Annotated in this window: 23 protein-coding genes; 12 read left to right on the top strand and 11 right to left on the bottom strand. The window is 68.9% G+C overall.

The window, feature by feature from the left end; genetic code table 11:
* Positions 1–16 precede the first annotated feature (16 nt).
* From AC3WQM_RS03080 to AC3WQM_RS03070, 3 genes are all read right to left on the bottom strand, one after another.
* The gene (locus AC3WQM_RS03080; RefSeq protein ID WP_492676898.1) at positions 17–1,054 is read right to left on the bottom strand and encodes a sulfonate ABC transporter substrate-binding protein; all 1,038 of its coding nucleotides are present in this window, start codon (positions 1,052–1,054) and stop codon (positions 17–19) included.
* Between the two features lie 122 nt (positions 1,055–1,176).
* Positions 1,177–1,761, bottom strand: coding sequence for an NADPH-dependent FMN reductase (gene ssuE / locus AC3WQM_RS03075; RefSeq protein ID WP_492676897.1), 585 nt, complete (start codon positions 1,759–1,761; stop codon positions 1,177–1,179).
* A gap of 99 nt (positions 1,762–1,860) precedes the next feature.
* Entirely contained in the window at positions 1,861–2,910 is a 1,050-nt protein-coding gene (locus AC3WQM_RS03070) for a sulfate ABC transporter substrate-binding protein (protein WP_070060843.1), read from the bottom strand.
* Between the two features lie 138 nt (positions 2,911–3,048).
* Between AC3WQM_RS03070 and AC3WQM_RS03065 the strand changes: the two genes are divergently transcribed.
* Genes AC3WQM_RS03065 through AC3WQM_RS03055 form a run of 3 tightly spaced genes read left to right on the top strand, consistent with a single transcriptional unit; the run spans position 3,049 to position 6,112 of the window.
* Positions 3,049–3,324 (top strand): oxidative damage protection protein, encoded by a 276-nt coding sequence (locus AC3WQM_RS03065; RefSeq protein ID WP_013541095.1) that lies wholly within the window; start codon positions 3,049–3,051, stop codon positions 3,322–3,324.
* 7 nt (positions 3,325–3,331) lie between these two features.
* A complete protein-coding gene (gene mnmC1, locus AC3WQM_RS03060) occupies positions 3,332–5,140 on the top strand; it encodes an FAD-dependent 5-carboxymethylaminomethyl-2-thiouridine(34) oxidoreductase MnmC1 (RefSeq protein ID WP_492676896.1) in 1,809 nt (602 codons plus the stop codon).
* A 60-nt stretch (positions 5,141–5,200) separates the two neighbouring features.
* Positions 5,201–6,112, top strand: coding sequence for a transglutaminase family protein (locus AC3WQM_RS03055; RefSeq protein WP_492676895.1), 912 nt, complete (start codon positions 5,201–5,203; stop codon positions 6,110–6,112).
* Positions 6,113–6,136: 24 nt separating this feature from the next.
* On the opposite strand, the gene AC3WQM_RS03050 is transcribed toward AC3WQM_RS03055, so the two are convergent.
* From AC3WQM_RS03050 to AC3WQM_RS03035, 4 genes are all read right to left on the bottom strand, one after another.
* Positions 6,137–7,351, bottom strand: coding sequence for a glycerophosphodiester phosphodiesterase (locus tag AC3WQM_RS03050; protein ID WP_492676894.1), 1,215 nt, complete (start codon positions 7,349–7,351; stop codon positions 6,137–6,139).
* A 146-nt stretch (positions 7,352–7,497) separates the two neighbouring features.
* Positions 7,498–8,421: a crotonase/enoyl-CoA hydratase family protein gene (locus tag AC3WQM_RS03045; protein WP_492676893.1), complete on the bottom strand. Its 924-nt coding sequence runs from the start codon at positions 8,419–8,421 to the stop codon at positions 7,498–7,500.
* Positions 8,422–8,512: 91 nt separating this feature from the next.
* Positions 8,513–9,988 (bottom strand): sensor histidine kinase, encoded by a 1,476-nt coding sequence (locus AC3WQM_RS03040; protein WP_492677182.1) that lies wholly within the window; start codon positions 9,986–9,988, stop codon positions 8,513–8,515.
* Positions 9,989–10,067: 79 nt separating this feature from the next.
* Positions 10,068–10,796 carry a response regulator transcription factor gene (locus tag AC3WQM_RS03035; RefSeq protein ID WP_070060847.1) on the bottom strand — a complete coding sequence of 243 codons (729 nt, stop codon included), beginning with the start codon at positions 10,794–10,796 and terminating at the stop codon, positions 10,068–10,070.
* A 97-nt stretch (positions 10,797–10,893) separates the two neighbouring features.
* Between AC3WQM_RS03035 and AC3WQM_RS03030 the strand changes: the two genes are divergently transcribed.
* The 4 genes from AC3WQM_RS03030 to msrA all read left to right on the top strand — a co-directional run bounded on the left by AC3WQM_RS03030 (position 10,894) and on the right by msrA (position 13,460).
* Positions 10,894–11,517: a cytochrome b/b6 domain-containing protein gene (locus AC3WQM_RS03030; RefSeq protein WP_492676892.1), complete on the top strand. Its 624-nt coding sequence runs from the start codon at positions 10,894–10,896 to the stop codon at positions 11,515–11,517.
* Positions 11,514–12,308: a molybdopterin-dependent oxidoreductase gene (locus AC3WQM_RS03025; protein ID WP_492676891.1), complete on the top strand. Its 795-nt coding sequence runs from the start codon at positions 11,514–11,516 to the stop codon at positions 12,306–12,308. Before AC3WQM_RS03030 ends, AC3WQM_RS03025 begins: the two co-directional genes overlap by 4 nt.
* 108 nt (positions 12,309–12,416) lie before the next feature.
* Positions 12,417–12,668: a pentapeptide MXKDX repeat protein gene (locus tag AC3WQM_RS03020; protein ID WP_159271664.1), complete on the top strand. Its 252-nt coding sequence runs from the start codon at positions 12,417–12,419 to the stop codon at positions 12,666–12,668.
* Positions 12,669–12,755: 87 nt separating this feature from the next.
* A complete protein-coding gene (msrA, locus tag AC3WQM_RS03015; RefSeq protein WP_492676890.1) occupies positions 12,756–13,460 on the top strand; it encodes a peptide-methionine (S)-S-oxide reductase MsrA in 705 nt (234 codons plus the stop codon).
* Positions 13,461–13,479: 19 nt separating this feature from the next.
* On the opposite strand, the gene AC3WQM_RS03010 is transcribed toward msrA, so the two are convergent.
* Together AC3WQM_RS03010 and AC3WQM_RS03005 are read right to left on the bottom strand one after the other, a co-directional pair.
* The gene (locus AC3WQM_RS03010) at positions 13,480–14,775 is read right to left on the bottom strand and encodes an acetyl-CoA hydrolase/transferase family protein (protein ID WP_492676889.1); all 1,296 of its coding nucleotides are present in this window, start codon (positions 14,773–14,775) and stop codon (positions 13,480–13,482) included.
* A gap of 8 nt (positions 14,776–14,783) precedes the next feature.
* Positions 14,784–15,686 (bottom strand): LysR substrate-binding domain-containing protein, encoded by a 903-nt coding sequence (locus AC3WQM_RS03005; RefSeq protein WP_492676888.1) that lies wholly within the window; start codon positions 15,684–15,686, stop codon positions 14,784–14,786.
* 139 nt (positions 15,687–15,825) lie between these two features.
* Between AC3WQM_RS03005 and AC3WQM_RS03000 the strand changes: the two genes are divergently transcribed.
* Together AC3WQM_RS03000 and AC3WQM_RS02995 are read left to right on the top strand one after the other, a co-directional pair.
* The gene (locus AC3WQM_RS03000) at positions 15,826–16,230 is read left to right on the top strand and encodes a RidA family protein (protein WP_492676887.1); all 405 of its coding nucleotides are present in this window, start codon (positions 15,826–15,828) and stop codon (positions 16,228–16,230) included.
* Entirely contained in the window at positions 16,227–17,321 is a 1,095-nt protein-coding gene (locus AC3WQM_RS02995; protein WP_492676886.1) for an oxidoreductase, read from the top strand. The genes AC3WQM_RS03000 and AC3WQM_RS02995 overlap by 4 nt, the downstream gene beginning before the upstream one ends.
* Here AC3WQM_RS02995 and AC3WQM_RS02990 read toward each other — a convergent pair.
* Positions 17,318–18,490: an NAD(P)/FAD-dependent oxidoreductase gene (locus AC3WQM_RS02990; protein WP_492676885.1), complete on the bottom strand. Its 1,173-nt coding sequence runs from the start codon at positions 18,488–18,490 to the stop codon at positions 17,318–17,320. The two genes, AC3WQM_RS02995 and AC3WQM_RS02990, sit on opposite strands and share 4 nt — an antisense overlap.
* Before the next feature lie 77 nt (positions 18,491–18,567).
* Here AC3WQM_RS02990 and AC3WQM_RS02985 point away from each other — a divergent pair, with 77 nt between their 5' ends.
* Positions 18,568–19,461 carry a LysR substrate-binding domain-containing protein gene (locus AC3WQM_RS02985; RefSeq protein WP_492676884.1) on the top strand — a complete coding sequence of 298 codons (894 nt, stop codon included), beginning with the start codon at positions 18,568–18,570 and terminating at the stop codon, positions 19,459–19,461.
* Positions 19,462–19,467: 6 nt separating this feature from the next.
* Here the strand turns inward: AC3WQM_RS02985 and AC3WQM_RS02980 are convergent, their stop codons facing one another.
* Positions 19,468–20,496, bottom strand: coding sequence for an aldo/keto reductase (locus AC3WQM_RS02980; protein WP_492676883.1), 1,029 nt, complete (start codon positions 20,494–20,496; stop codon positions 19,468–19,470).
* A gap of 122 nt (positions 20,497–20,618) precedes the next feature.
* Here AC3WQM_RS02980 and AC3WQM_RS02975 point away from each other — a divergent pair, with 122 nt between their 5' ends.
* Both AC3WQM_RS02975 and AC3WQM_RS02970 read left to right on the top strand, forming a co-directional pair.
* On the top strand, positions 20,619–21,092 hold the full coding sequence (locus AC3WQM_RS02975) for a GNAT family N-acetyltransferase (RefSeq protein ID WP_492676882.1): 474 nt from the start codon (positions 20,619–20,621) through the stop codon (positions 21,090–21,092).
* Between the two features lie 165 nt (positions 21,093–21,257).
* Entirely contained in the window at positions 21,258–22,022 is a 765-nt protein-coding gene (locus tag AC3WQM_RS02970; protein ID WP_492676881.1) for an alpha/beta hydrolase, read from the top strand.
* Positions 22,023–22,078 lie beyond the last annotated feature (56 nt).

Genomic DNA, 22,078 nt, shown 5'->3' with positions numbered 1-22,078 from the left:
GGTCCTTCGAATCTGTTCAGGGCTGGGCCGTGACGACCGCGTCGCTGACCTTGATGGGCTTGGGAATGAGCTTCAGCGCGTAGAAGGTGTCGGCGATCTGTTGCTGGTCGGCCGCGACGGCGGCGGTGATCGGCTTCACGTTGAACTCGTAGCGGCGCAGCGCCAGCTCGACCACATCGACGGGCAGGCCCTGCAGTGGCGCGATCAGCTCGGCGGCCTGGCGCAGGTTCTTCTTGAGCCAGATGCCCTGCTCGACCGAATCGGCGAACAGCGCATCGATCACCTGCGGGTGCTTCTTCACGAAGCCGCGCTCGCCCAGGTAGTACTGGTAGTTGTTGACCACGTCCGGTGCACCATCGGCCAGCACGCGGGCGCCGGTGGCTTTCTCGGCGGCGGCCTGGAACGGGTCCCAGATCACCCAGGCGTCGACGTTCTTGCTCTCGAAGGCGGCACGGCCATCGGCCGGAGCGAGGTACACGGGCTGGATGTCGGACAGCTTCAGGCCGTTTTTCTCCAGCTGCTTCACGAGCAGGTAGTGCACGTTGCTGCCCTTGTTGAGCGCGACCTTCTTGCCTTTGAGGTCGGCCACGGACTTGATGGGCGAATCCTTGGTGACGAGGATGGCCTCGGCGCGCGGCGCGGCCGGGTCGTGGCCGAAGTAGACGAACTTCGCCCCCGCGGCCTGCGCGAAGATGGGCGGCGCCTCGCCGACATAGCCCACGTCGACCGCGCCCACGTTCAGCCCTTCGAGCAGCTGCGGGCCGGCCGGGAACTCGACCCACTTCACGCCGAAGCCCAGCGGCGAGAGCTTCTTCTCGAGCGTGCCCTGCGCCTTCTGCAGCACGAACAGGCTGGCCGACTTCTGGTAGCCGATGCGCAGCTCGCCCTTGGCCTTCGTCTGCGTCTGGGCGTGTGCCGAGGCGGCGGAGATGAAGCTCACGATCAGAGCGATGGCGGTGACGACGATGGCGCTGATGGCCAGGTCGCGCAGCGCCTGCCAGAAGGAGCGCGGCGCGACTTCGAACACGGAGTCTTCGGGAGCGACGGGGTTCATGCGGAATTCCTTGGTGCAAAAACGTGAGGCAAAGCGATCCCCCGGCCGCACACAGGCGGCTTCGAAAAACGGGGAACGGAAAAAGGTCTGGCCGGGGCCGGGTTCAGCGGGGAACCCGGTCGTCAAACGCTACATCGCACACGGGAGAAAGGAACCGGCTCGAAGCCATGGGTCGCCGGCAGCTTCAGGCCTTCGGTCGCGAGCACCTCGACGGCCTCGTTCAGGCGCTCCGCCAGGTCGTGGTGCACCTGGTAGGCGTTCTCGGGCGTCAGCGCGATCTGCGAATCGCTCGCGTAGACGCCCGGCAGGATGTGGCGCGCCGACAGCGACTGCAGCACGGGCCGCAGTGCGTAGTCGAGCGCGAGCATGTGGTGCGGGCTGCCGCCGGTGGCCAGCGGCAGCACCGTCTTGCCCTTGAGCGCGTTCTGCGAGAGCAGATCGAGAAAGACCTTCAGCACGCCGCTGTAGGCCGCCTTGTAGACCGGCGTGGCCACCACGATCACGCGGGCCGCCGCCACCTGGGCAATGGCTCGCTCGATGGCTGGATGCGCCCACTCGGCCTGCAGCAGCGCCTGCGCCGGCAGGTCGCGGATCGCGAGCCGCTCGATGCGCGCATGGCGTTGGGCCAGCCGCTCGCCCACCGCGTCGAGCAAGGCGGTGGAGCGGGACGGGGCCGAGGGGCTGCCAGCAATCAGGAGAACGGACACGAGAAACTTTCGTTGGGCTTCAGGAGAAATTCAGGGCGAAGCGATCCCCGGCGCCCTCCCACGGGGTGCCACCAGCGATCGATTCCGGAACGGCTGCGCTTACTTCTGCTTGGGTGCGTAGATCTGGTCGAAGGAGCCGCCGTCGGCGAAATGCTCCTTGTCGGCCTTCGCCCAGCCGCCGAAGGCCTGGTCGATGGTCACCAGCGTGAGCTTGGGGAACTGCTTGTCGTACTTGGCCTTGGCCTTGTCCGAGGTCGGGCGGTAGAAGTTGCGGCCCGCGATGTCCTGGCCTTCGTCCGAGTACAGGTACTTCAGGTACTCCTCGGCCACGGCGCGCGTGCCCTTCTTGTCGACCACCTTGTCGACCACCGCCACGCTGGGCTCGGCCAGGATGGAGATGGACGGCACGACGATCTCGAACTTCTCGGGGCCGAATTCCTTCAGCGCCAGGAAGGCTTCGTTTTCCCAGGCCAGCAGCACGTCGCCCACGCCGCGCTGCACGAAGGTGATGGTCGAGCCGCGCGCGCCGGTGTCGAGCACAGGCACGTTCTTGTACAGGTTGCCGACGAATTCCTTGGCCTTGGCGTCACCGCCGTACTTGCGCTTGGCGAATTCCCAGGCGGCCAGGTAGTTCCAGCGGGCGCCGCCCGAAGTCTTGGGGTTGGGGGTGATCACCTGCACGCCGGGCTTGACCAGGTCGTCCCAGTCCTTCAGGCCCTTGGGGTTGCCCTTCTTCACCAGGAACACGATGGTCGAGGTGTAGGGGGCGGAGTTGTGCGGCAGACGCTTTTGCCAGTCGGCCTTGACGAGGCCGCCGTGCGTGGCCAGGGCGTCGATGTCGCCGCCCAGCGCCAGCGTGGCCACGTCGGAATCGATGCCGTCGATGATCGAGCGGGCCTGCTTGCCCGAGCCGCCGTGCGACTGCTTGACGCTCACGTCCTGGCCGGTCTTGGCCTTCCAGTACTTGGCGAAGGCCTGGTTGTAGTCCACGTACAGCTCGCGGGTCGGGTCGTACGACACGTTCAGCAGCGTCACGGGGCCCTTGGCACCCGCCGCGCCCTGCGAAAACGACGGCAATGCCGACAGGGCCAAGGCACCGGCCACGCCGGCACCCAGGGAAAGCTTGATAAAGTCGCGGCGAAGGCTCATGGTGTCTTGCTCTTAAAAAGGCATATCAATGAAGCCACGTATTCTGAATACGACATATAGGAACTGGAACGACCAAGTTTTCAGTTCTTAATAGCCAAATCAACTAAGCAACCGCTTTCCCCCACAAGAGGCAATCAAATGGCACGCATGGTTCAGTGCATCAAGCTCGGCAAAGAGGCCGAAGGACTCGACTTTCCGCCGTACCCCGGCGACCTGGGCAAGCGCCTGTGGGAAAACGTCAGCAAGGAAGCCTGGGCCGCCTGGCTCAAGCAACAGACCATGCTGGTCAATGAAAACCGGCTGAACCTGGCCGACCTGCGCGCCCGCCAGTACCTGGCCCGCCAGATGGAAAAGCACTTCTTCGGCGAAGGCGCCGACGTGGCGCAAGGCTACGTTCCCCCTCCCGCGGCCTGAGTCCGGCGTGGCCGCCGACGGCACCCCGCTCGGCGCGCGCTCCGGCGACACCTCCCCCCTCGACAACGACACACCGGCGCTTTCGCGCCGTGTGTTTTTGGGCGGCTGCGGCCTGCCCGCCGCCTGGTCCGGGCGCCCGCAATGGCGGATTCTCGAAACCGGCTTCGGGCCGGGCCTTCATTTCCTGACAACCTGGCAGGCCTGGCGCGCCGACCCGCAGCGCCCGCGCCTGCTGCATTACGTCGCGATCGACGCCCATCCGGCGCTGGCCGGCGATCTGCTGCGCGCGGCTGAGGCCGACCCGGCGCTGGCACCGCTCGCTGCGGAGCTGGCCGACCAATGGACCGGGCTGCTGCCCGGCTTCCACCGGCTGGCCTTCGACGATGGCCGCGTGCTGCTCACGCTGTGCGTGGGCGAGCTGCAGCCGATGCTGCGCGCGCAACGCTTCGAGGCCGACAGCCTCTTCGTCGACAGCTTCGGCCCGGCGATGGCCTCACCCGACACGCTCAAGGCGGTGTCGCGCTTCGCCCGCCAGGGCACCGGCCTCGCGGCCCGCACCGACGACGACGGGGTGCGCCATGCGCTGGCGCAGAACGGCTTCCAGCTCGACCCGAGCCCCAGCAGCCTGCGCGGCGTGTTCGCGCCCGCCTGGACGGTGCGGCGTCGCCAGCCGGTGCGTGAGGGCGTCGACGCGCCCGGCCATTGCGCGGTGATCGGCGCCGGCCTTGCGGGCGCAGCGGTCGCGGCCAGCCTCGCGCGGCGCGGCTGGCGAGTCACGGTGCTCGATGCGGCGGACGCGCCGGCCTCGGGCGCGTCGGGCCTGCCGGTCGGGCTGCTGGCGCCGCATGTGTCGTCCGACGACGCCTTGCTGTCACGGCTCACGCGCGCCGGCATCCGCGCGACCTGGACGGAACTGGCGCGGCGGCTCGAGAACGGTCGCGACTGGGGCGCCCACGGGTCGCTCGAACGCCGCCCCGACGGCGACGTGCGCGTGCCGCCCGGCTGGAGCGCGGACGGGCCAAACGAATCCTGGCCCGCACAGCCCGACCGGCTCGCAGCGGCCGGCCTGCCGCCCGACACGCCGGCGCTCTGGCATGCGCGCGCAGCCTGGGTGCGGCCGCACCGACTGATCGCTGCGTGGCTGGGCCAACCAGGCGTCGAATTCCGAGGCAACAGCCACGTGGCGCGCCTCGCACGCACGGACGGCGGTTGGCAGCTGCTCGACGACACCGGCGCCTTGCTCGCCGAAGCCGACCGCGTCGTCGTGGCCGCGGGCTTCGCATCGCACCGCTTCGCGCCCGACCTGCCGCTGCAACCCGTGCGCGGTCAGGTCGCCTGGGGTCGCGCGGACCCCGCCGCCCTGCCCGTCACCCCCATCAACGGCGACGGCCACCTGATCGCCGGCGTGTCCGACGGCCAGGCGCCGCAGCCGCTGTGGCTGATCGGCGCCACCTTCGACCGCGACAGCACCGACCTCGCCCCCACCGACGCCGACCGCCTCGCCAACCGCGAACGGCTCGCGCGCCTGCACCCCGGCGCCGCCGCCGCGCTCGCGCCCGCCTTCGAACGCGGAGACACCCACGCCTGGGTCGGCGTGCGCTGCGCCTCGGGCGACCGCCGGCCGCTGGTCGGCCCGCTGGCCCCGGGTGCCGACGAGGGCCTGTGGGCCTGCACCGCGCTGGGCTCGCGCGGCCTGAGCTTTGCCACGCTGTGCGCCGAGCTGCTGGCGGCGCAGTGGCATGGCGAACCGCTGCCCTTGCCCGCGACGCTTGCCAAGGCACTGGGCACGCAGCGGCTCTGGCCCGGATCGGACTGAATCGGCGCGTTCTGGGTTTCCCGTCACCCGAGGTCACGCGCGCACCGCACAATGCGCGCCATGGCCATCCAGTACGACATCACCCACACCACCGTCTACCGCTACAACAAGCCGGTGACCTTCGGCTTGCACCGCGTGATGTTCCGTCCGCGCGACAGCCACGACCTGCGGGTGCTCGCCACCGACCTGCAGGTGAGCCCGCAGGCCCTCACGCGGCTCATTCAAGACCCGTACTCCAACTCCGTCGCGCTGGTGCAGCCGCTGGGCGAAGCGACCGAGCTGCGCATCGTCTGCTCCTTCACCATCGAGCACGTGCCGCCGTCGCAGCGCGACCTGCTCACGCTCGACCCGTCGGCCGAGTTCCTGCCCTTTGCCTATTCGGTGCAGGAGCGCCTGGACCTGGAGCACTACCTGCGCCCGCACCACAACGACGATGCCAACGGCACGCTGATCCGCTGGGCGCACCAGTTCCTGCACACCGACCAGCCCAACAGCACGCGCGACGTGCTCACGCGCATGAACGCGCACATCGGCCAGAGCTTCGAATACAAGGCGCGCGACGAGGAAGGCACGCAGACACCGCTCGAGACGCTGGCGCTGGGCAGCGGCAGCTGCCGCGACTACGCGCTGCTGATGATGGAAGCCACGCGCCGTCTCGGCATCGCGACGCGCTTCGTCTCGGGCTACCTCTACGACGCCTCGCTCGACAGCGACGCCACCGGGCAGGCGCCCGGCGAATCGGTCACCGGCGCCGGCAGCACGCACGCATGGCTGCAGGCCTACCTGCCGGGCGCGGGCTGGCTGGCCTTCGACCCGACCAACAACCTCATGGGCAGCGGCCAGCTGATCCGCGTGGGCGTGGCGCGCGACCCCGCGCTGGCAGCGCCCATCTCGGGCAGCTGGTACGGCGACGCCGAGGCCTACGAAGGCCTCGAGGCCACGGTGGTGGTGAAGCGGCGCAAGGGCGGCTGAGCGCCCTTTCTTTTCAGGTTCGACTTATTTCGGCTGCGCCGCGCGGTACGCCTTCACCGCCGGCACGGCCGTGGCCGCGCTGTCGGCAAAGAAGCCGTCGATGCCCGCATCCAGGAACGCCTTGATCTCGCCGGCGGTGTCGCCGTACACGATCGGGTCGGTCTTGGGCGCCTTCTTCAGGCTGTCGGGCAGGAAGTTGTTCTCGGGCCGCACCGTGAAGATGTGGACCAGCAGCTTCTTGTCGTGCGCGTCCTTCACGAGCGTGGTCGGCGCGCCGAGCTTGCCGTCGACCACCGGGATCACGCGCGCCTTGGCCGGGCCGATGCCGTTCGCATAGGTCGCGATCTCGGCCAGGCCTTCGGGCTTCACGAGGTCGGCGTAGGTGCGCTTGTCGTTCAGCGCCACGAGGTCATACGGCGCGCCCTGCCCGTCGATGAGCTGGACGATCTTCACCGTGCTCTTCAGGCGGATGTCCTTCAGGTTGCCGGTTTCGAACGACTGCACGAACACCGGCGCGTCGGCCTTGTCGAGGTCGTGCTTGTGCAGCGTGTCGAGCAGCTTCTTCTCGAGCGGCAGGCCGATCGAACGGAAGTAGGTCGGGTGCTTGGTCTCGGGGTAGATGCCGATCACGCGGCCCTTGATGACCGACTGCGCCTTGGCGAGCTGGATCACTTCGTCGAGCGTGGGCACCTGGAGCTGGTCGAAAGACACGTTGGCCGGGCGCAGCGCCGGGATGCGTTCGCGCGCCTTCAGCTCCTTGAGTTCAGCCAGCGTGAAGTCTTCGGTGAACCAGCCGGTGACCTGACGGCCGTCGATGACCTTGGTGGCCTTGCGGTCGGCGAACTTGGGCACGTCGGCCACGTTCGTCGTGGCTTCGAGCACCTTGCCCGCGGCATCGACGATGGCGATGGCGTTCTCGTGGCGCGCGACCAGCTCGCCGTCCTTGGTGGGCACGAGGTCGGGCTCGATGAAATCGGCACCGTCGTCGATGGCCTGTTGGTACGAGGCCAGCGTGTGCTCGGGCCGCAGCGCGGGCGCGCCACGGTGGCCGATGACAAGCACAGGGGCAGCCTCGGCCGGTGCGGGCGCCGGAGTGGGCGCAGGTGCCGGCACCGGGGGCGAGACCGGCGCAATGGGCCACATCGGCACGCCACCACCGCCGTTGCCGCCACCGCAGGCGGCCATGAATGCGCAGGCACAGGCCGCGAGGGCCGTGCGCGAGAAATTGAACAACTGCATTGAAATCCTCCCCTTTTGTATCCATCGAAATGGATGCGCCATCTTTCCGCCGTCAACGTGACGGGCGGCAGGCGCGGCGGATCATCGAGGGGGGATATGTCGGTCGCGTGACATGGGCGCCGGCATGGCGCCGCGCGACCGTGCGCTCAGCCGCGCGCAGCCAGCTTCGCTTCGAGCTCGGCGATGCGCGCCCTCGCCTCGTCGCCTTCGGGAATCGGCCGGCCGCTGTCGCGCCACTGCACCGCGCTCTTGAAGCCTTCGGCCTCGGCCTGGCGGCGGAACCATAGGCCTTCAGGGTTGTGGCGCGTGATGCCGTCGAACACGGTGGCGAACATCTGGGTCTGCTCCAGCCCCATCGAGTGCCAGACCTGGTTGACGACCATCTTGTGCATCATGAGGTGCGAACTGGGCACGCCCGCAATGCGCTGCGCGAGCGCCAGCGTGGCCTCGTCGAGCTGCGCCGCGGGCACCGCGAAGTTGGCCAGGCCCCAGTCGGCCGCCTGCGTGCCGGTGATGGTGTCGCCGGTGAACATGAGCTGCTTGGCGCGCAATGCGCCGAGGCGGTAGGTCCACATCGCGGTGGTCGGGCAGCCCCACACGCGCGTGGGCATGTAGCCGATGCGTGCGTCGTCGGCCATGGTGAGCAGGTCGCAGCACAGCGCGATGTCGGAGCCGCCGGCCACCGCGTAGCCGTGCACCTTGGCGATGGTCGGCTTGCGGCAGCGCCACAGCGACATGAAGTCTTCGGTGTTGCGCTTCATGGCGGCGTAGTCGAGCATCGAGTCCCACGGCGTTTTCTCCTGCCGGCAGGGATGGTCGCCCTGGCCTTCGCGGCCGTGGCCTTCGGCGTAGTCGCCCAGGTCGTAGCCGGCGCAGAAGGCGCGGCCCGCGCCCTCGACCACGATCACATGCACCTCGTCGTCGGCCTCGGCCCACTCGACCGCGCGACGGATGTCGGTCGGCGTGCTGTCGCCGATGGCGTTGAGCTTCTCGGGGCGGTTGAGCACCAAGCGCGCGATGCGCGGGTGCTGCGGGTCCTTGTCGATCAGGACGGTCTCGAAAGCGGGCATGGTCGGTGGTCTCCTTCTGTTCTTGGGGGGTGATGCCGCTTCGCTTGTAGCATCGCCCGCCGCCCGCTGGCAAACCCGTCGACCACCCGGCTCAACGCCCCGTTGCCCCCCCGAGCCGGAACAGGAACACCGCGCCCTTGCCCGGCTGCGGTACGAGCCGGATGTCGCTGCCGTGCAGCTGCAGGATGCGCTGCACGATCATCAGCCCCAGCCCGCCGCCGCGCGCACCGCCGTCGGCAAAGGCCGGCCGCGTGAACAGGCCCTTCTGCAGCTCGCCCGGAATGCCGGGGCCGGTGTCGCTCACCTGCACCGCCACGCCGGCGTCGGACGGGCGCAGGCGCACCTCGATCTCGCCGCCGGCCGGCGTGTGGCGGATGGCGTTGTCCAGCAGGTTGGTCAGCACGCGCTCGATCATCCCGAGGTCGGCCGACACCACGGGCAGGTTCGGCGCGATGTCGGGCTTGAGCTGCTGGCGCCGCGCCTCGGCCGCGAGTTCGAACTTCTGGAACACGTCCTGCACGAGGTCGGCGAGCGCGAAGTTCTCTTTCTCGGGCTTGACCACGCCGTACTCGAGCCGCGCCAGCTCGAACACCTCCTGCGCGAGCCGGCCCACCTTGCGGCTCTGCCCGAGCGCGATCTCCAGGTAGCGGCGGCGCTCTTCCTCGCTGAGCGTGCCGGCCTTGAGCAGCAGCGTCTCGAGGTAGCCGTGCAGCGAAGTGAGCGGCGTGCGCAGGTCGTGCGAGATGTTGGCGAAGAGTTCACGGCGCTGGCGGTCCTGCAGGCTCAGTTCACGCCACTGCTCGGCGATGCGGCGCGTCATCTGTGCAAAGGCCTGCTGCAGCTGCGCGATCTCGTCGTCGGCGTGGCGCGGCGGCGCGGGCATGGGCGCTTCACGTTCCAGTGCCTCGATGCCCTCGGCCTCGAAGCGGCGCACCGCCGCCGTCAGCTCGCGCAGCGGCCGGGTGATGAGGCGGAACGCCACCAGCCCGGCGATGAGCCCCAGCAGCGCCACCAAGGCCATCGACCACAGCGTGGTGCGCAGCACAGTGTCGGCCGAGAGGTTGGCGGCCAGCGCGTCGTGGTCTTCGCCCTGCAGCACCACGTACACGTAGCCGGCATCGCGCCCGCCCATGCGCAGCGGCGCGGCGCTGAAGACTTTGGCGCCATCGGGGCTGCGCGGGTCGTCGCCCGCAATCGGCAGCCGCTCGCCGGCCAGCAGCCGGCGGATGGGGCCGAGCGCCACCTTGTCGCGCTTGAGGTGCCCGGGCGGCGCGGCCTGGGCCTCGATGTGGCCGTCGGGCCCCAGCACGTAGACCTCGACGCTGGGGTTGACGGTCATGAGCTTGTCGAACAGGTCTTTCACCGCCACCGGGTCGAGGCCGCCGGGCTTCATGAGTTCGGTGTTCTGCGCGATGTGGGCCGCGAGCCCCAGCGACAGGCGCTGCGTCACCTCCTGCGCGTGCTGCGCGCCGGCGCGCATCTGCAGCCACGCCGAGGCGCCGCAGCAGGCCAGCAGCAGCACCGCGAACGCGATCGACAGCCGCCGCGACAGCGTGGCCCAGGCCATCGTCATTGAAGCACCCTTGGCGCTTCGCGCCTTCCCGCCAGGCGGGAGCGAGCTTGCTTGGGGCGGCCCGGCGCGGCGCTCATACGTCGCCCTTCGGTGCGGCGTCGTCCGCCGCGAGCTTGTAGCCACGCCCCCACACCGTGAGGATGCGCCGCGGCGCGGCCGGGTCGGCCTCGACCTTGGTGCGCAGCCGGTTGATGTGCGTGTTGACCGTGTGCTCGTAGCCGTCGTGCTGGTAGCCCCAGACCTGGTTGAGCAGGTCGAGGCGCGAGAACACCTTGCCGGGATGGCGCGCAAAGAAGTACAGCAGGTCGAACTCGCGCGGCGTGAGTTCGATCGGCTTGCCGTCGACGCGCACCTCGCGCGCCAGCGGCTCGATGTCGAGGTTGCCCAGCGTGAGGCTGCCCGACTCCAGCCGCGCGTTGCGCGCCAGCGCGTCGGTGCGCCGCAGCAGTGCCTTCACGCGCGCCACCAGCTCCAGCACCGAGAAGGGCTTGGCCAGGTAGTCGTCGGCGCCCAGCTCCAGCCCGAGGATGCGGTGCACCTCGCTCGAGCGCGCGCTCACGATGATGATGGGCGTGTAGCGCGCCATGGCGCGGGCGCGGCGGCAGATCTCGAGGCCGTCGATGCCGGGCAGCATGAGGTCGAGCACCAGCGCGTCCCACTGGCCGCGCTCCAGTGCGCGCAGGCCGGCGTTGCCGTCGGCGGCGTGCTCGACCGCGTAGCCCTCGTCGCGCAGGTGCATGCGCAGCAGCTCGGCAATGTGGGCGTCGTCTTCGACGATCAGCACGCGTTTGGCGGTGTCCATGGCCGCGATTGTCCCGCGAGACGCCCCTCGGAGTTATCACGAATCTTTGAACTTTGCGTGATGAATCGGCGAGGGGGTGCGCCCAACAATCCGGCCCATGCAGACACGCTCCGCCCCTGACCACCGACCGATCCACCCGCTGTGGATGCGTGTCACGCACTGGCTCAACGCGCTGGCCGTGCTGGTGCTGGTGACCAGCGGCTGGCGCATCTACAACGCGGCGCCCTTCCTTGCCTTTCGCTTCCCGGCCGCGATCACGCTGGGCGGCTGGCTCGGCGGAGCGCTGCAGTGGCACTTCGCGGCGATGTGGCTGCTGGTGTTCAACGGGCTCGTCTACCTGGTGCTGAACCTGGCCAGCGGGCGCTTCGCGCGCAAGTTCTTCCCGCTCACGCCGGCCGGTCTCTGGCGCGATGCGCGGGCCGCGCTCGGCGGCAGGCTCTCGCACGCCGACCCGCGCCACTACAACCATGTGCAAAAGCTCGCCTACCTGTTCGTGATCGTCGACCTCGTCGCGATCGTGCTGTCGGGGCTGGTGCTGTGGAAGTCGGTGCAGTTTCCGATGCTGCGCGAACTGCTGGGCGGCTACGAAGCCGCGCGCCGCGTCCACTTCGTGGCGATGGCCGCCCTGGTGGCGTTCGTTGCCGTGCACCTCGTGATGGTGGCGCTCGTGCCCCGCACCCTGCTCACCATGCTGCGCGGTCGCGCGCCCCACACCCCATGAGCCTCTTTTTCAAACGCCCTCCCCTGGTCGGTATCGACGGCGACGCCGTGGTGCGCGAAGCCCGCGCCCTCATCGAACGCCGGCTCGACGCCCCCTCGCGCCGCCTGTTCCTGCGCCGATCGCTGACGCTGGGCGGCCTGTCGATGCTCACCGGCTGCAGCATCAGCGACGACAGCCACGTGGAAGCGGCGCTCTCGAAGGTCTCGCGCTTCAACGACGAGGTGCAGGGCTGGCTCTTCAGTCCGACGCGGCTGGCGCCAACCTACACCGAGGCCGAGATCACGCGCCCCTTTCCGTTCAACGCCTACTACGGCGAGGACGAGGTCCGTGAGGTCGACGAAGCCACCTACCGCCTCGAAGTGAGCGGCATGGTCGCCGACAAGCGCCGCTGGACGCTCGCCGAGCTGCGCGCCCTGCCGCAGCAGGACCAGATCACGCGCCACATCTGCGTCGAAGGCTGGAGCGCCATCGGCAAGTGGGGCGGCGTGCGCTTTGCCGATTTCCTGCGCCATGTGGGCGCGGACCTGAACGCGAAGTACGTCGGCTTCCAGTGCGCGGACGACTACCACACCAGCATCGACATGCCGACCGCGCTGCACCCGCAGACGCTGCTGGCGCTGAGCTACGACGGCCAGCCGCTGCCGCCGAAGTACGGCTTCCCGATGAAGCTGCGCATGCCGACCAAGCTTGGCTACAAGAACCCCAAGCACATCCAGGCGATGTACGTGACCAACACCTATCCCGGTGGCTACTGGGAAGACCAGGGCTACAACTGGTTCGGAGGGAACTGAGGGGCTGCCACAGCCGCTCGACTGCCGAAGAAAGCGCGAGGCCGAATTCCGACAGGGAACCAGGCCGATCTCGACAACAAGACCCAACCTCAACTCAGGAAGACCGACATGAACAAGCTCACCGCCACCCTCCTCGCCACCTGCATGGCCTTCGCCGGCGCCTCGGCCTTGGCCGCGGACGACATGGCCAAGGACGGCATGAAGAAGGACAGCATGGCCAAGGACGGGATGAAGAAAGACGCCATGGGCAAGGACGCCATGAAGAAGGACGGCATGGCCAAAGATGGCATGAAGAAAGATGCCATGGGCAAAGACGAAATGAAGAAGGACGCGATGGGCAAGGACGAGATGAAGAAGTAAGCCGCCTTCTCCCCGGCCCCGCCGCCATTGACGGCCGGCGGGATCGGGATCACTGTCCCTTTCCTGCGCTCCCTACGAAAGACCGCCATGAAATCCTTCGCCATCGCCGCCGGCGCGCTCGCCGCCGCGGCCTTCGCCTGGCACGCAGCCCCATCCTTTGCCGAGACCGCGCGCCGCGTGCCCGCGCCCACGGTCGACCTCACCGCACCCGCAGGCGCCACCACCGCCACCGCGGTGTTCGCAGGCGGCTGCTTCTGGGGCGTGCAGGGCGTGTTCCAGCGCGTCGAGGGCGTGAGCAATGCGCTCTCGGGCTACGCGGGCGGCGAGGCCCGCACCGCGCGCTACGACGAGGTCGGCTCGGGCCGCACCGGCCATGCCGAGGCCGTGCGCATCAGCTACGACCCACGCAAGGTCAGCTACGGCAAGCTGCTGCAGATCTATTTCTCGGTGGCGCACGACCCGACCCAGCTCAACCGCCAGGGCCCCGACACCGGCCCGCAGTACCGCTCCACCGTGTTCGCCGACAACGCCGAGCAGGCCCGCATCGCCAACGCCTACATCGCCCAGCTGAACCAGGCCAGGATCTTCGGCAACAAGCCGCTGGCGACCACGGTCGAGATGTCCAAGCCCTTCTATGCGGCCGAGGACTACCACCAGGACTACCTCACGCTGCACCCGAACCAGCCCTACATCGCGATCAACGACCTGCCGAAGATCGACGACCTGAAGAAGCTGTTCCCCGAGAGCTACAAGGCCACGCCGTCGCTGGTGCGGGCGGCCAAGGCCAGCTGACCAACGCGCTGCGCCACGCTCACAGCAGCTTCGCGCGCTTCGCCTGCTCCGTCAGCTCCGCCCGGAAGTTCGGGTGCGCAATGGCGATCAGTTCCTGCGCGCGCTGCTTGGCCGACTTGCCGCGCAGCTGCGCCACGCCATGTTCGGTGACGACGTAGTTGATGTCGTTCTTGCTCGTGCTCACGTGCGTGCCGGGCGACAGCGAGGGCACGATGCGCGAGATGGTGTCGTCCTTCGCTGTGGAAGGCAGCACGATGAAGGCCTTGCCGCCGCGCGAGCGGTTGGCCGCGCGCACGAAGTCCGACTGCCCGCCCGTGCCCGAGTACGGCGCGTGGCCCAGGCTCTCGGAGCCGCACTGGCCCAGCAGGTCGATCTGCATGGTGGCGTTGATGGCGATGAGGTTGTCGTTCAGCCCCGCCAGCGCCGGGTCGTTGGTGAAGTTCACCGGGTGCATCTCCAGCCCCGGGTTGCGGTCCATGAAGCGGTACAGCTTGTTCGATCCCAGCGCGAAGGTCGCGACCGACTTGCCCGGCAGGTAGTTCTTGCGGCGGTTGGTGACCGCGCCGCTTTCCACCAGCGTGAGGATGCCGTCGCCGATCATCTCGGTGTGGATGCCCAGGTCGCGCTTGCCCGTGAGCTGCATCACCACCGCATCGGGAATGCCGCCGTAGCCGATCTGCAAGGTGGCGCCGTCGTCGATCAGGTCGGCCACGTGCTTGCCGATGGCTTCTTGCACCGGGCCGATCTTCGGCAGGCCGACTTCCATCACCGGCTCGCTGCTTTCCACCAGCGCCGCCACCTGCGAGATGTGCACGTGGCAGTTGCCGTGGGCGTAGGGCACGTTGGGGTTCACCTCGAGCACGACCGCGCGCGCCTTCGCGACGGCGGCCATCGTGTAGTCGGGGCCCAGGCTCAGCGCGAAGTAGCCGTGCGCGTCCATCGGCGAGGCCATGCTGAACACCACGTCGGCCGCGATCTGCCCGCGCTCGATCTGCGCGGGAATCTCGGAGAAGTAGTTGGGAATGAAGTCGATCCAGCCGGCCTGCCCGCCCGCGCGCGTGGCACCGCCGAAGAACAGCGCGACGTGGCGCACGTGCTCGACCGTCTCGGGGTCGATGTAGGCGTACTTGCGCATCGCCAGGATCTGCGCCACCTTCACGTCGCGGAAATCGCGGCGCTGCTCGGACAAGGCGGTGAGCAGCGAGGGCGGCTCGCCGACGCCCGTGGGCACGATGATCATGTCGCCGTTGCGCACCTGGCGCACGGCATCGGCGGCGGAAACGCGCTTTTGCGCGTACAGGGTCTGGGCAGTCATGCCTGCCACTATGCCTTCTTTTCGCCGCCGCCGAACTCGCGGTGCACCCAGTCGCGCAGCACGGCCGTGGCGGGCCGGCTGGCGGCGCGCGGGCTGTAGACCAGGTCGTAGCGGTAGCTCTCCACCGACAACTCGAAGGGCTGCACCAGCAGGCCCGACGCCAGCTCGTCGGCCACCAGCGCCAGGCTCAGCAGGCCGACGCCCTGCCCCGCGACCGTGGCCTGCACCGCGTGAATCTCTTCGGTGAACGACAGGCCGGCCTGCGCATCGACGTCGGTGCGGCCCGCGCGCGCGAGCCAGGTGCGCCACACGGGTGCCAGCGTTTCGTCGCGCCCCGCGCGGCCCCATTCGAAATGGATCAGCGAGACGGCCGTCAGGTCCTGCCGCGCCGCGACCGCCAGCGCGGGGCTGCAGACCGGCGCGTAGTGGTCCTGGAACAGCGGCTCGACGACCAGGTCGGCATAACGGCCGTTGCCGTAGCGAATCGCCGCGTCGGCCTCGGTGTCGAGGTCGACGACCTGGTTGGTGGCGTCCAGCCGCAGCGTCCATTCGGGGTGCAGGTCGCGGAAGGTGCCCGCGCGCGGCGCCAGCCGCCGGGCCATGAACCCGACCGTGGACGACAGCGTGGCAATGCGCGTGCCCTTCAGGCGGCGCACGCCGTCGACGGCGCGCTCGAAGCTGTCGAAGCCGTCGCGCAGCGCGGGAAACAGCTGGTGCCCGGCGGCCGTCAGGTGCACCTGCCGCGTGCCGCGTTCGAACAGGCGCACCTCGAGCGTTTCCTCGAGCTGCTTGATCTGGTGGCTGACGGCGGTGGGCGTGACGTGCAGTTCGTCGGCCGCAGCCTTGAAGCTCAGCCGGCGGGCCGCGGCCTCGAACACGCGCAATGCGCCCAGGGGAGGAAGTCTTCGCATGCAGACAGATTAGCTCAACTCATCCATTGGCTGAAAAATCAGCCTTTGTCGGGCACCCTCTTCACCCCTAAATTTCAGGTGTCGCAGGAAGAAATCACTTCCACGGCTGATCTGAAATTCACCATCGAAGGCACCTGTCATGCAACTCCAACCCAAGCAGATCCACACCCAACCCGACCCCTACGCCCCCTTCCTGCTGTCGCAGGCCATCCAGCTCGGCAACCTCGTTTTCGTGTCCGGCCAGGCCGCGATCGGCGACGACGGCGAGATCGTCGGCAAGGGCGACTTCGACCGCCAGGCCGAGCAGGCCTTCAAGAACCTCGACCGCGTGCTGCGGGCCGCCGGCACGGGCCTGGGCAACGTGGTCAAGGTGACGATCTTCCTGACCTCGATGAGCCACTTTCCGAAGATCGTCGAACTGCGCCGTCAATGGTTCTCGGCACCCTACCCGGCCGACACCATCGTCGAGGTCTCGGGCCTGTACTCGCCCGACGCGATGATCGAGATCGAGGCCATCGCCGTCGCGCCCGGAGACGCCCGATGAGCACGCCGCTGCTCGCGCCGGCGACGCTGCACGGCCTGCAGCTGCCCAACCGGCTCGCCGTGGCGCCGATGACGCGCGTCAGCGCCTCGCCCGAGGGCCACGCCAACGGCACCATGGCCCGCTACTACGAGCGCTTTGCGCGGGGCGGCTTCGGGCTCGTCATCACCGAAGGCATCTACACCGACACGGCTTACGCGCAAGGCTATGCCCGCCAGCCCGGCCTGAGCGATGGCGAACAGGCCCGTGCGTGGCGCCCGGTGGTGAAGGCGATCCAGGGCGCGGGCGGGCGCGCCATCGCACAGCTCATGCACGCGGGCGCGCTGTCGCAGTTCAACCGCTTCCGCGACCACACGGCGGGGCCATCGGCCGTTCGTCCGCTGGGCACGCAGATGACGGCCTACCGCGGCGAAGGCGAGTACCCGGTGCCCCGCGCGATGACCGATGCCGACATCGCCGAGGCGATTCGCGGCTTCGCCCGGGCGGCGCTGCTGGCCATGGAAGTGGCGGGCTTCGACGGCGTGGAGATCCACGGCGCGAACGGCTACCTGCTCGACCAGTTCCTGAGCGGCCACACCAACACGCGCACCGACCGCTGGGGCGGCGCCCTTGCGCAGCGCGTGCAGCTCACGGCCGAGGTGGCGCGCGCCGTGCGGCAGATGCTGGGCGCGTCGGCGCCGGTCGGCGTGCGCATCTCGCAAGGCAAGGTCAACGACTTCGGCCACAAGTGGCCGGAGGCTGAAGCCGGCGCGTCGACGGTGTTCGGGGCTTTGGCGCACAGCGGCATCGACTACCTGCACGTCACCGAGTTCGAAGCCTGGCGACCGGCCTTCGGCGATGCGGGGCCGAGCCTGCTGCAGCTCGCACGCCGCCACGCGCCGGGGATTGCGATCGTTGCCAACGGCAGCCTGCACGATCCGGGGCGCGCGCAAGCGGCGCTCGCAGACGGCGCCGACTTTGTGGCACTGGGACGCGGCGCGCTGTCGAACCCCGACTGGCCGAAGCGGTTGAAGGAAGGCCGCGCGCTCGCCGCTTTCGACCCGGCGCTGCTGTCGCCCGTGGGGGACATCAAGCCGGCGGAGCAACAACCCTAGATGATGTTCTTCTCGCGCAGCGGCCGGTTCTCGAGGATGCGCGCGAACGACAGCGGCGACAGGTCGAGGCTGCGGTAGCCGCCGAAACGGATCAGCTCCGCGATGCCGCGCCCCGCCACCGGACACTGCTGCAACCCGTGGCCCGAGAAGCCGTTCGCGAAGTACAGGTTGTCGCAATCCGGGTGCAGGCCGAGGATCGCGTTGTGGTCGAACACGTTCATCTCGTAGTAGCCGGCCCAGGCGCCGGTCATGCGGACGGCCTCGAAGGCCGGGATGCGTTCGGCCAATGCCGGCCAAATGAAATTCTCGAAGGCCTCGTGGTCGACTTCGAGCGGCGCATCGTCGGGGTCCCGGTCTTCGGGCGGCGCGAAGCCGCAGATGAACTGGCGGCCTTCTGGGCGCAGCCAGATGCCCGAGGTGTCGATGACCAGCGGGCAACCCGGCAAGGTGCTCGGGCATGAAAAGCTGAACACGCTGCGGCGTCGCCCGTGCACGGGCAGCGCGATGCCGGCCCACTGCGCGACCGGCGCCGCCCACGCGCCCGCCGCGTTGACGACGATGTCCGCATGCAGGGTGTCGCCGCCGTCGATCTGCACGCCGGTGATGCGGCGGCCCTCGCGCTGCAGACCCGTCGCCTGCGCCTGCACATAGCGCACGCCTTGCGACACCGCCTTCTTGCGAAAGGCCTGCAGCAGGCTGTAGCCGTCGTACCAGCCCTCGCCCGAAAGGCCGAGGGATGCGAGTTCGATGCCCTCGGTCGAGAGCCACGGGAAGCGCGCCTTCAGTTCATCGGGCGTCAACAGCGCCACGTCCACCGCGTGCGCCTTCTGCGTCGCGTGGTTCTCTCGCAGCACCTCGACACCCGCCGGCGAGGCCAGGTACAGGTAGCCGGGTTCCGTCAGGCCGATGTCCGGCACGTCGTCGCCCACGCGCAGGGTCTCGCCCAGCGCGCGGAAAAACTCGATGCCATAGAGCGACATCTCGATGTTGATGGCGGTGGAAAACTGCTGGCGGATCGAGCTGGCCGACAGCGCCGACGAGGCCTGCCGGTACGAGAAGTCGCGCTCCACCACCGTGATGTCGAAGGCCTCGCCCGCCGGGTCGGCGCCCAGGAAGTACGCGATGGCCGAGCCGATGGCCCCGCCGCCGATGATCGCCACACGCCGCATGAGATGCCTTTCCGTGTCTTCGATGTGCGGGCCCGGGCCGTTGCCCGGGCCGCGCAAGCTCCCGCCAGAATAGCGCGATGAGAAAAGACATTCCCAACCTCGGCGCGTTGCAGGCCTTCGAGGCCTCGGCGCGCCTGGGGAGCTTCACCCGCGCGGCGACCGAGCTGGCGCTCACGCAAAGCGCGGTCGGGCGCCAGGTGGCGATGCTGGAGCAGCGCCTGGGCGTGCCGCTGTTCTCGCGCGTGCGCAAGCGGCTCACGCTCACCGACGTGGGTCGCGAGTACGCCGCGCGCATCCGCCGCCACCTCGACCAGATCCGCCGCGACACGCTGGAGATCAGCACCGGCCACGAGATGGGCTTCGTGCTCGAACTGGCCGTCGTGCCGACCTTCGCCACGCAATGGCTCATTCCGCGGCTGCCCGATTTCAGCCGGCTGCACCCGAACATCACGGTGAACCTGTCGGCGCGCTCGCAGCCCTTCTCGTTCCAGGAAAACGCCTACGACGCAGCGATCTACTTCGGCGACCAGTTCTGGCCGAACACGCGCGGCGGGCTGATCTTTTCCGAGGGCGAGATGGTGCCCATCTGCAGTCCCGCGTTTCGCGACGCGCAGGCCCGGTGGGACGAAGCCGGCTTCGAGCGCTGCCGCCACGTGCACCTGAGCACGCGCGCCCATGCGTGGCGCGACTGGTACGCGCAGCAGGAATGGGAGTACACGGTCCATGCGTCGCGCGGGCCGCGCTACGAACTGTTCACGATGGTGGTGGCCGCCGCAGCGGCGGGCATGGGCGTGGGGCTGGCGCCGCGCATCCTGGTCGAGCAGGAACTGCGCACCGGCGAACTCGTGATCCCGGTGGACCGGCACCTGGACGTGCACCAGGGCTACTACTTCGCGTACCCCGAGGGCCGGCCGGCCTCCGGGGCGCTGGAGCACTTCAAGCAGTGGGTGCTGGGGCTGACACCCGACTGAACCCGGTCAGACCGGGTTCGGGTTGCGTTCCTTGAAGCCCTGCTGGTGCCAGTACGGGTAGGTGCGCGTCGTCGCGCTGGCCGCGTCGAGCTCGGCCACCTGCGCGGGCGTGAGGTTCCAGCCCACCGCGCCGAGGTTCTGGCGCAGCTGCACCTCGTCGCGCGCACCGACCACCACGCTGGACACCGTCGGGCGTTGCAGCAGCCAGTTGAGCGCGACCTGCGGCACCGTCTTGCCGACTTCGGCGCCGACTTTTTCCAATGCCTCGACCACGCGGTACAGCAGCTCGTCGGGCACGGGCGGACCCATGTCGGCCGTCACGTGCAGGCGGCTGTTGGCGGGCAGCGGCTGGCCGCGGCGGATCTTGCCCGTGAGCCGGCCCCAGCCCAGCGGGCTCCAGACCACCGCGCCCACGCCCTGGTCTTGCGCCAGCGGCATCAGCTCCCACTCGTACTCGCGCCCGACCAGCGAGTAGTAGGCCTGGTGCGCCACGTAGCGCGCATAGCCGCGCTGCTCGGACACCGCCAAAGACTTCATGAGGTGCCAGCCCGAGAAGTTCGACGCGCCCACATAGCGCAGCTTGCCCGCGCGCACGAGGTCGTCGAGCGTGGACAGCGTTTCTTCCACCGGCGTGCTGGCGTCGAAGCCGTGCAGCTGGAACAGGTCGATGTAGTCGGTGCCCAGCCGTTTCAGCGAGGCATCGACCGCCTGAACGAGGTGGTGACGCGACGAGCCCACGTCGTTCGGCCCCTCGCCGCTGCGGAAGGTGGCCTTGGTCGAGATCAGCAGCCGGTCGCGCGGCCGGCCCTTGATCGCCTCGCCGAGCACCGATTCGGCGGCGCCGCCCGAGTAGATGTCGGCGCTGTCGAACATGTTCACGCCGGCGTCCATGCAGATGTCGATGAGCGTGCGCGCCTCGGCCACGTCGGTGCTGCCCCATGCGCTGAAAAACTCGCCCTTGCCGCCGAAGGTGCCGGTGCCGAAGCTCAACACGGGGACCTTGAGGCCTGATTTGCCCAGATGACGGTATTCCAAAGTTCTACTCCTTCAATCAATGAACTGACGAACCAGATGAATGACGCGGCCATTGTTGGCCGCCGCGCAGAACCCCGTTGCGCGTCGGGCTTTGCGGTGCTTCGGCTCGCTACGATCGAACGATGCAGATCTCGATCGAAAACCCGAACCAGCCCGACGTCATCCAGCTCATCGACGACCTCGACGCGTACCAGAAGCCGCTGTACCCGCCCGAGAGCCACTACGGCATCGACATCGCCGCGCTGTCGGCCGCCCACGTGCTGTTCGCCGTCGCGCGCGACGCGGCCGGCACGGCCATCGGCTGCGGCGCCGTGGTCATGAATCCCGGCTACGGCGAACTCAAGCGCATGTACGTGCGCCCGCAGAACCGCGGGCAAGGCGTGGCGGCCAAGGTGCTGGGCTTTCTCGAAGCCGAAGCGGCGGCGCGCGGATGCGCGCTGTTCCGGCTGGAGACGGGCGTGAGCCAGCCCGAGGCGCTGGCCTTCTATGCGCGTGCGGGGTATGCGCGGCGCGAGCGCTTCGGCGACTACCCGGACGATCCGTTGAGTGTGTTCATGCAGAAAACGGCCGCGACAGCCGCACCCCATCGCCCCTAAGATCGCCCCGGCTTCCGCCACCACGGTCATCACAACAAGGAACGTCACATGCAGACCAGAGGGAATCTTCGCCGGCTCATGTTCACAGCGGGCTGCGCCCTGCTGCTGGGGCTTTCAGGTTGCGGCGGCGGAGGGGGTGGTGGGGGCGGCGGAGGCGGTGTGGCCATGCTGCCACTGCCACCGGCCGGCGGCACGCCGACACCACCGCCCGCGGACACCGGGCGCGGCCGGGTGGTCAGCAGCTCGATGAAGTCGACCGCCACGGACGCGACCTACCCGATCCAGGTCTACCTGCCGGCCGGCTACGACGGCGCCACGGCGAGCTACCCCATGGTCTACATCACCGATGGCGACGCCGTCTACAACCAGAACGTGACGCGCTTCCAGAACTTCACCGACATCCTCGAGAAGGCCGGCAAGAAAGCCATCGTGGTCGGCATCGGCGGCACCTCGCGCCGCAACACCGACTACCTGATGCCGGGCGCCAAGGCGTATCACAACTTCCTCACCGGCCAGCTGGTGCCGCATGTCGAATCGAACTATCGGGCCAACCCGGCCAGGCGCATGCTCTCCGGCCTGTCGAACGGCGGCGTCTTCACGCTCATCGCCTTCTTCACCGAAGGCGCGGCGGGCACGTTCACCTTCCAGCATTTCTTCGCGTCCGACCCGCCCGCCGCCGGCGCGCGCGGCCAGCTCGATCCGCTCGAAAGCCAGATGTACGCCAACAGCAGCACGCGCGACATTCCCGTGACCCTGCTGCTGGGCTATGCCATCGGCAACGTCGGCGGCCCGGAGATCACCGCGCTGCGCGACCAGATCGCCGCACGCAACTACAAGGGTCTGCAGCTGAGCCTGAAGGGCTACGAGGGCGGCCACACGCCGATGGACTTGCCATCGTTCCAGGACATCGTCGCGCGGTTCATCGATTGAGGCGCGGGGTGTGGGCTCAGGGTTTGTCCTGATCCTGCACCCTGTCGAATCGCAGC

The sequence above is a fragment of the Variovorax sp. FW301-JW7 genome (assembly GCF_058788795.1).
Note: the sequence above shows the minus strand (reverse complement) of the source record. Positions and strands in the feature narration are given on the sequence as shown.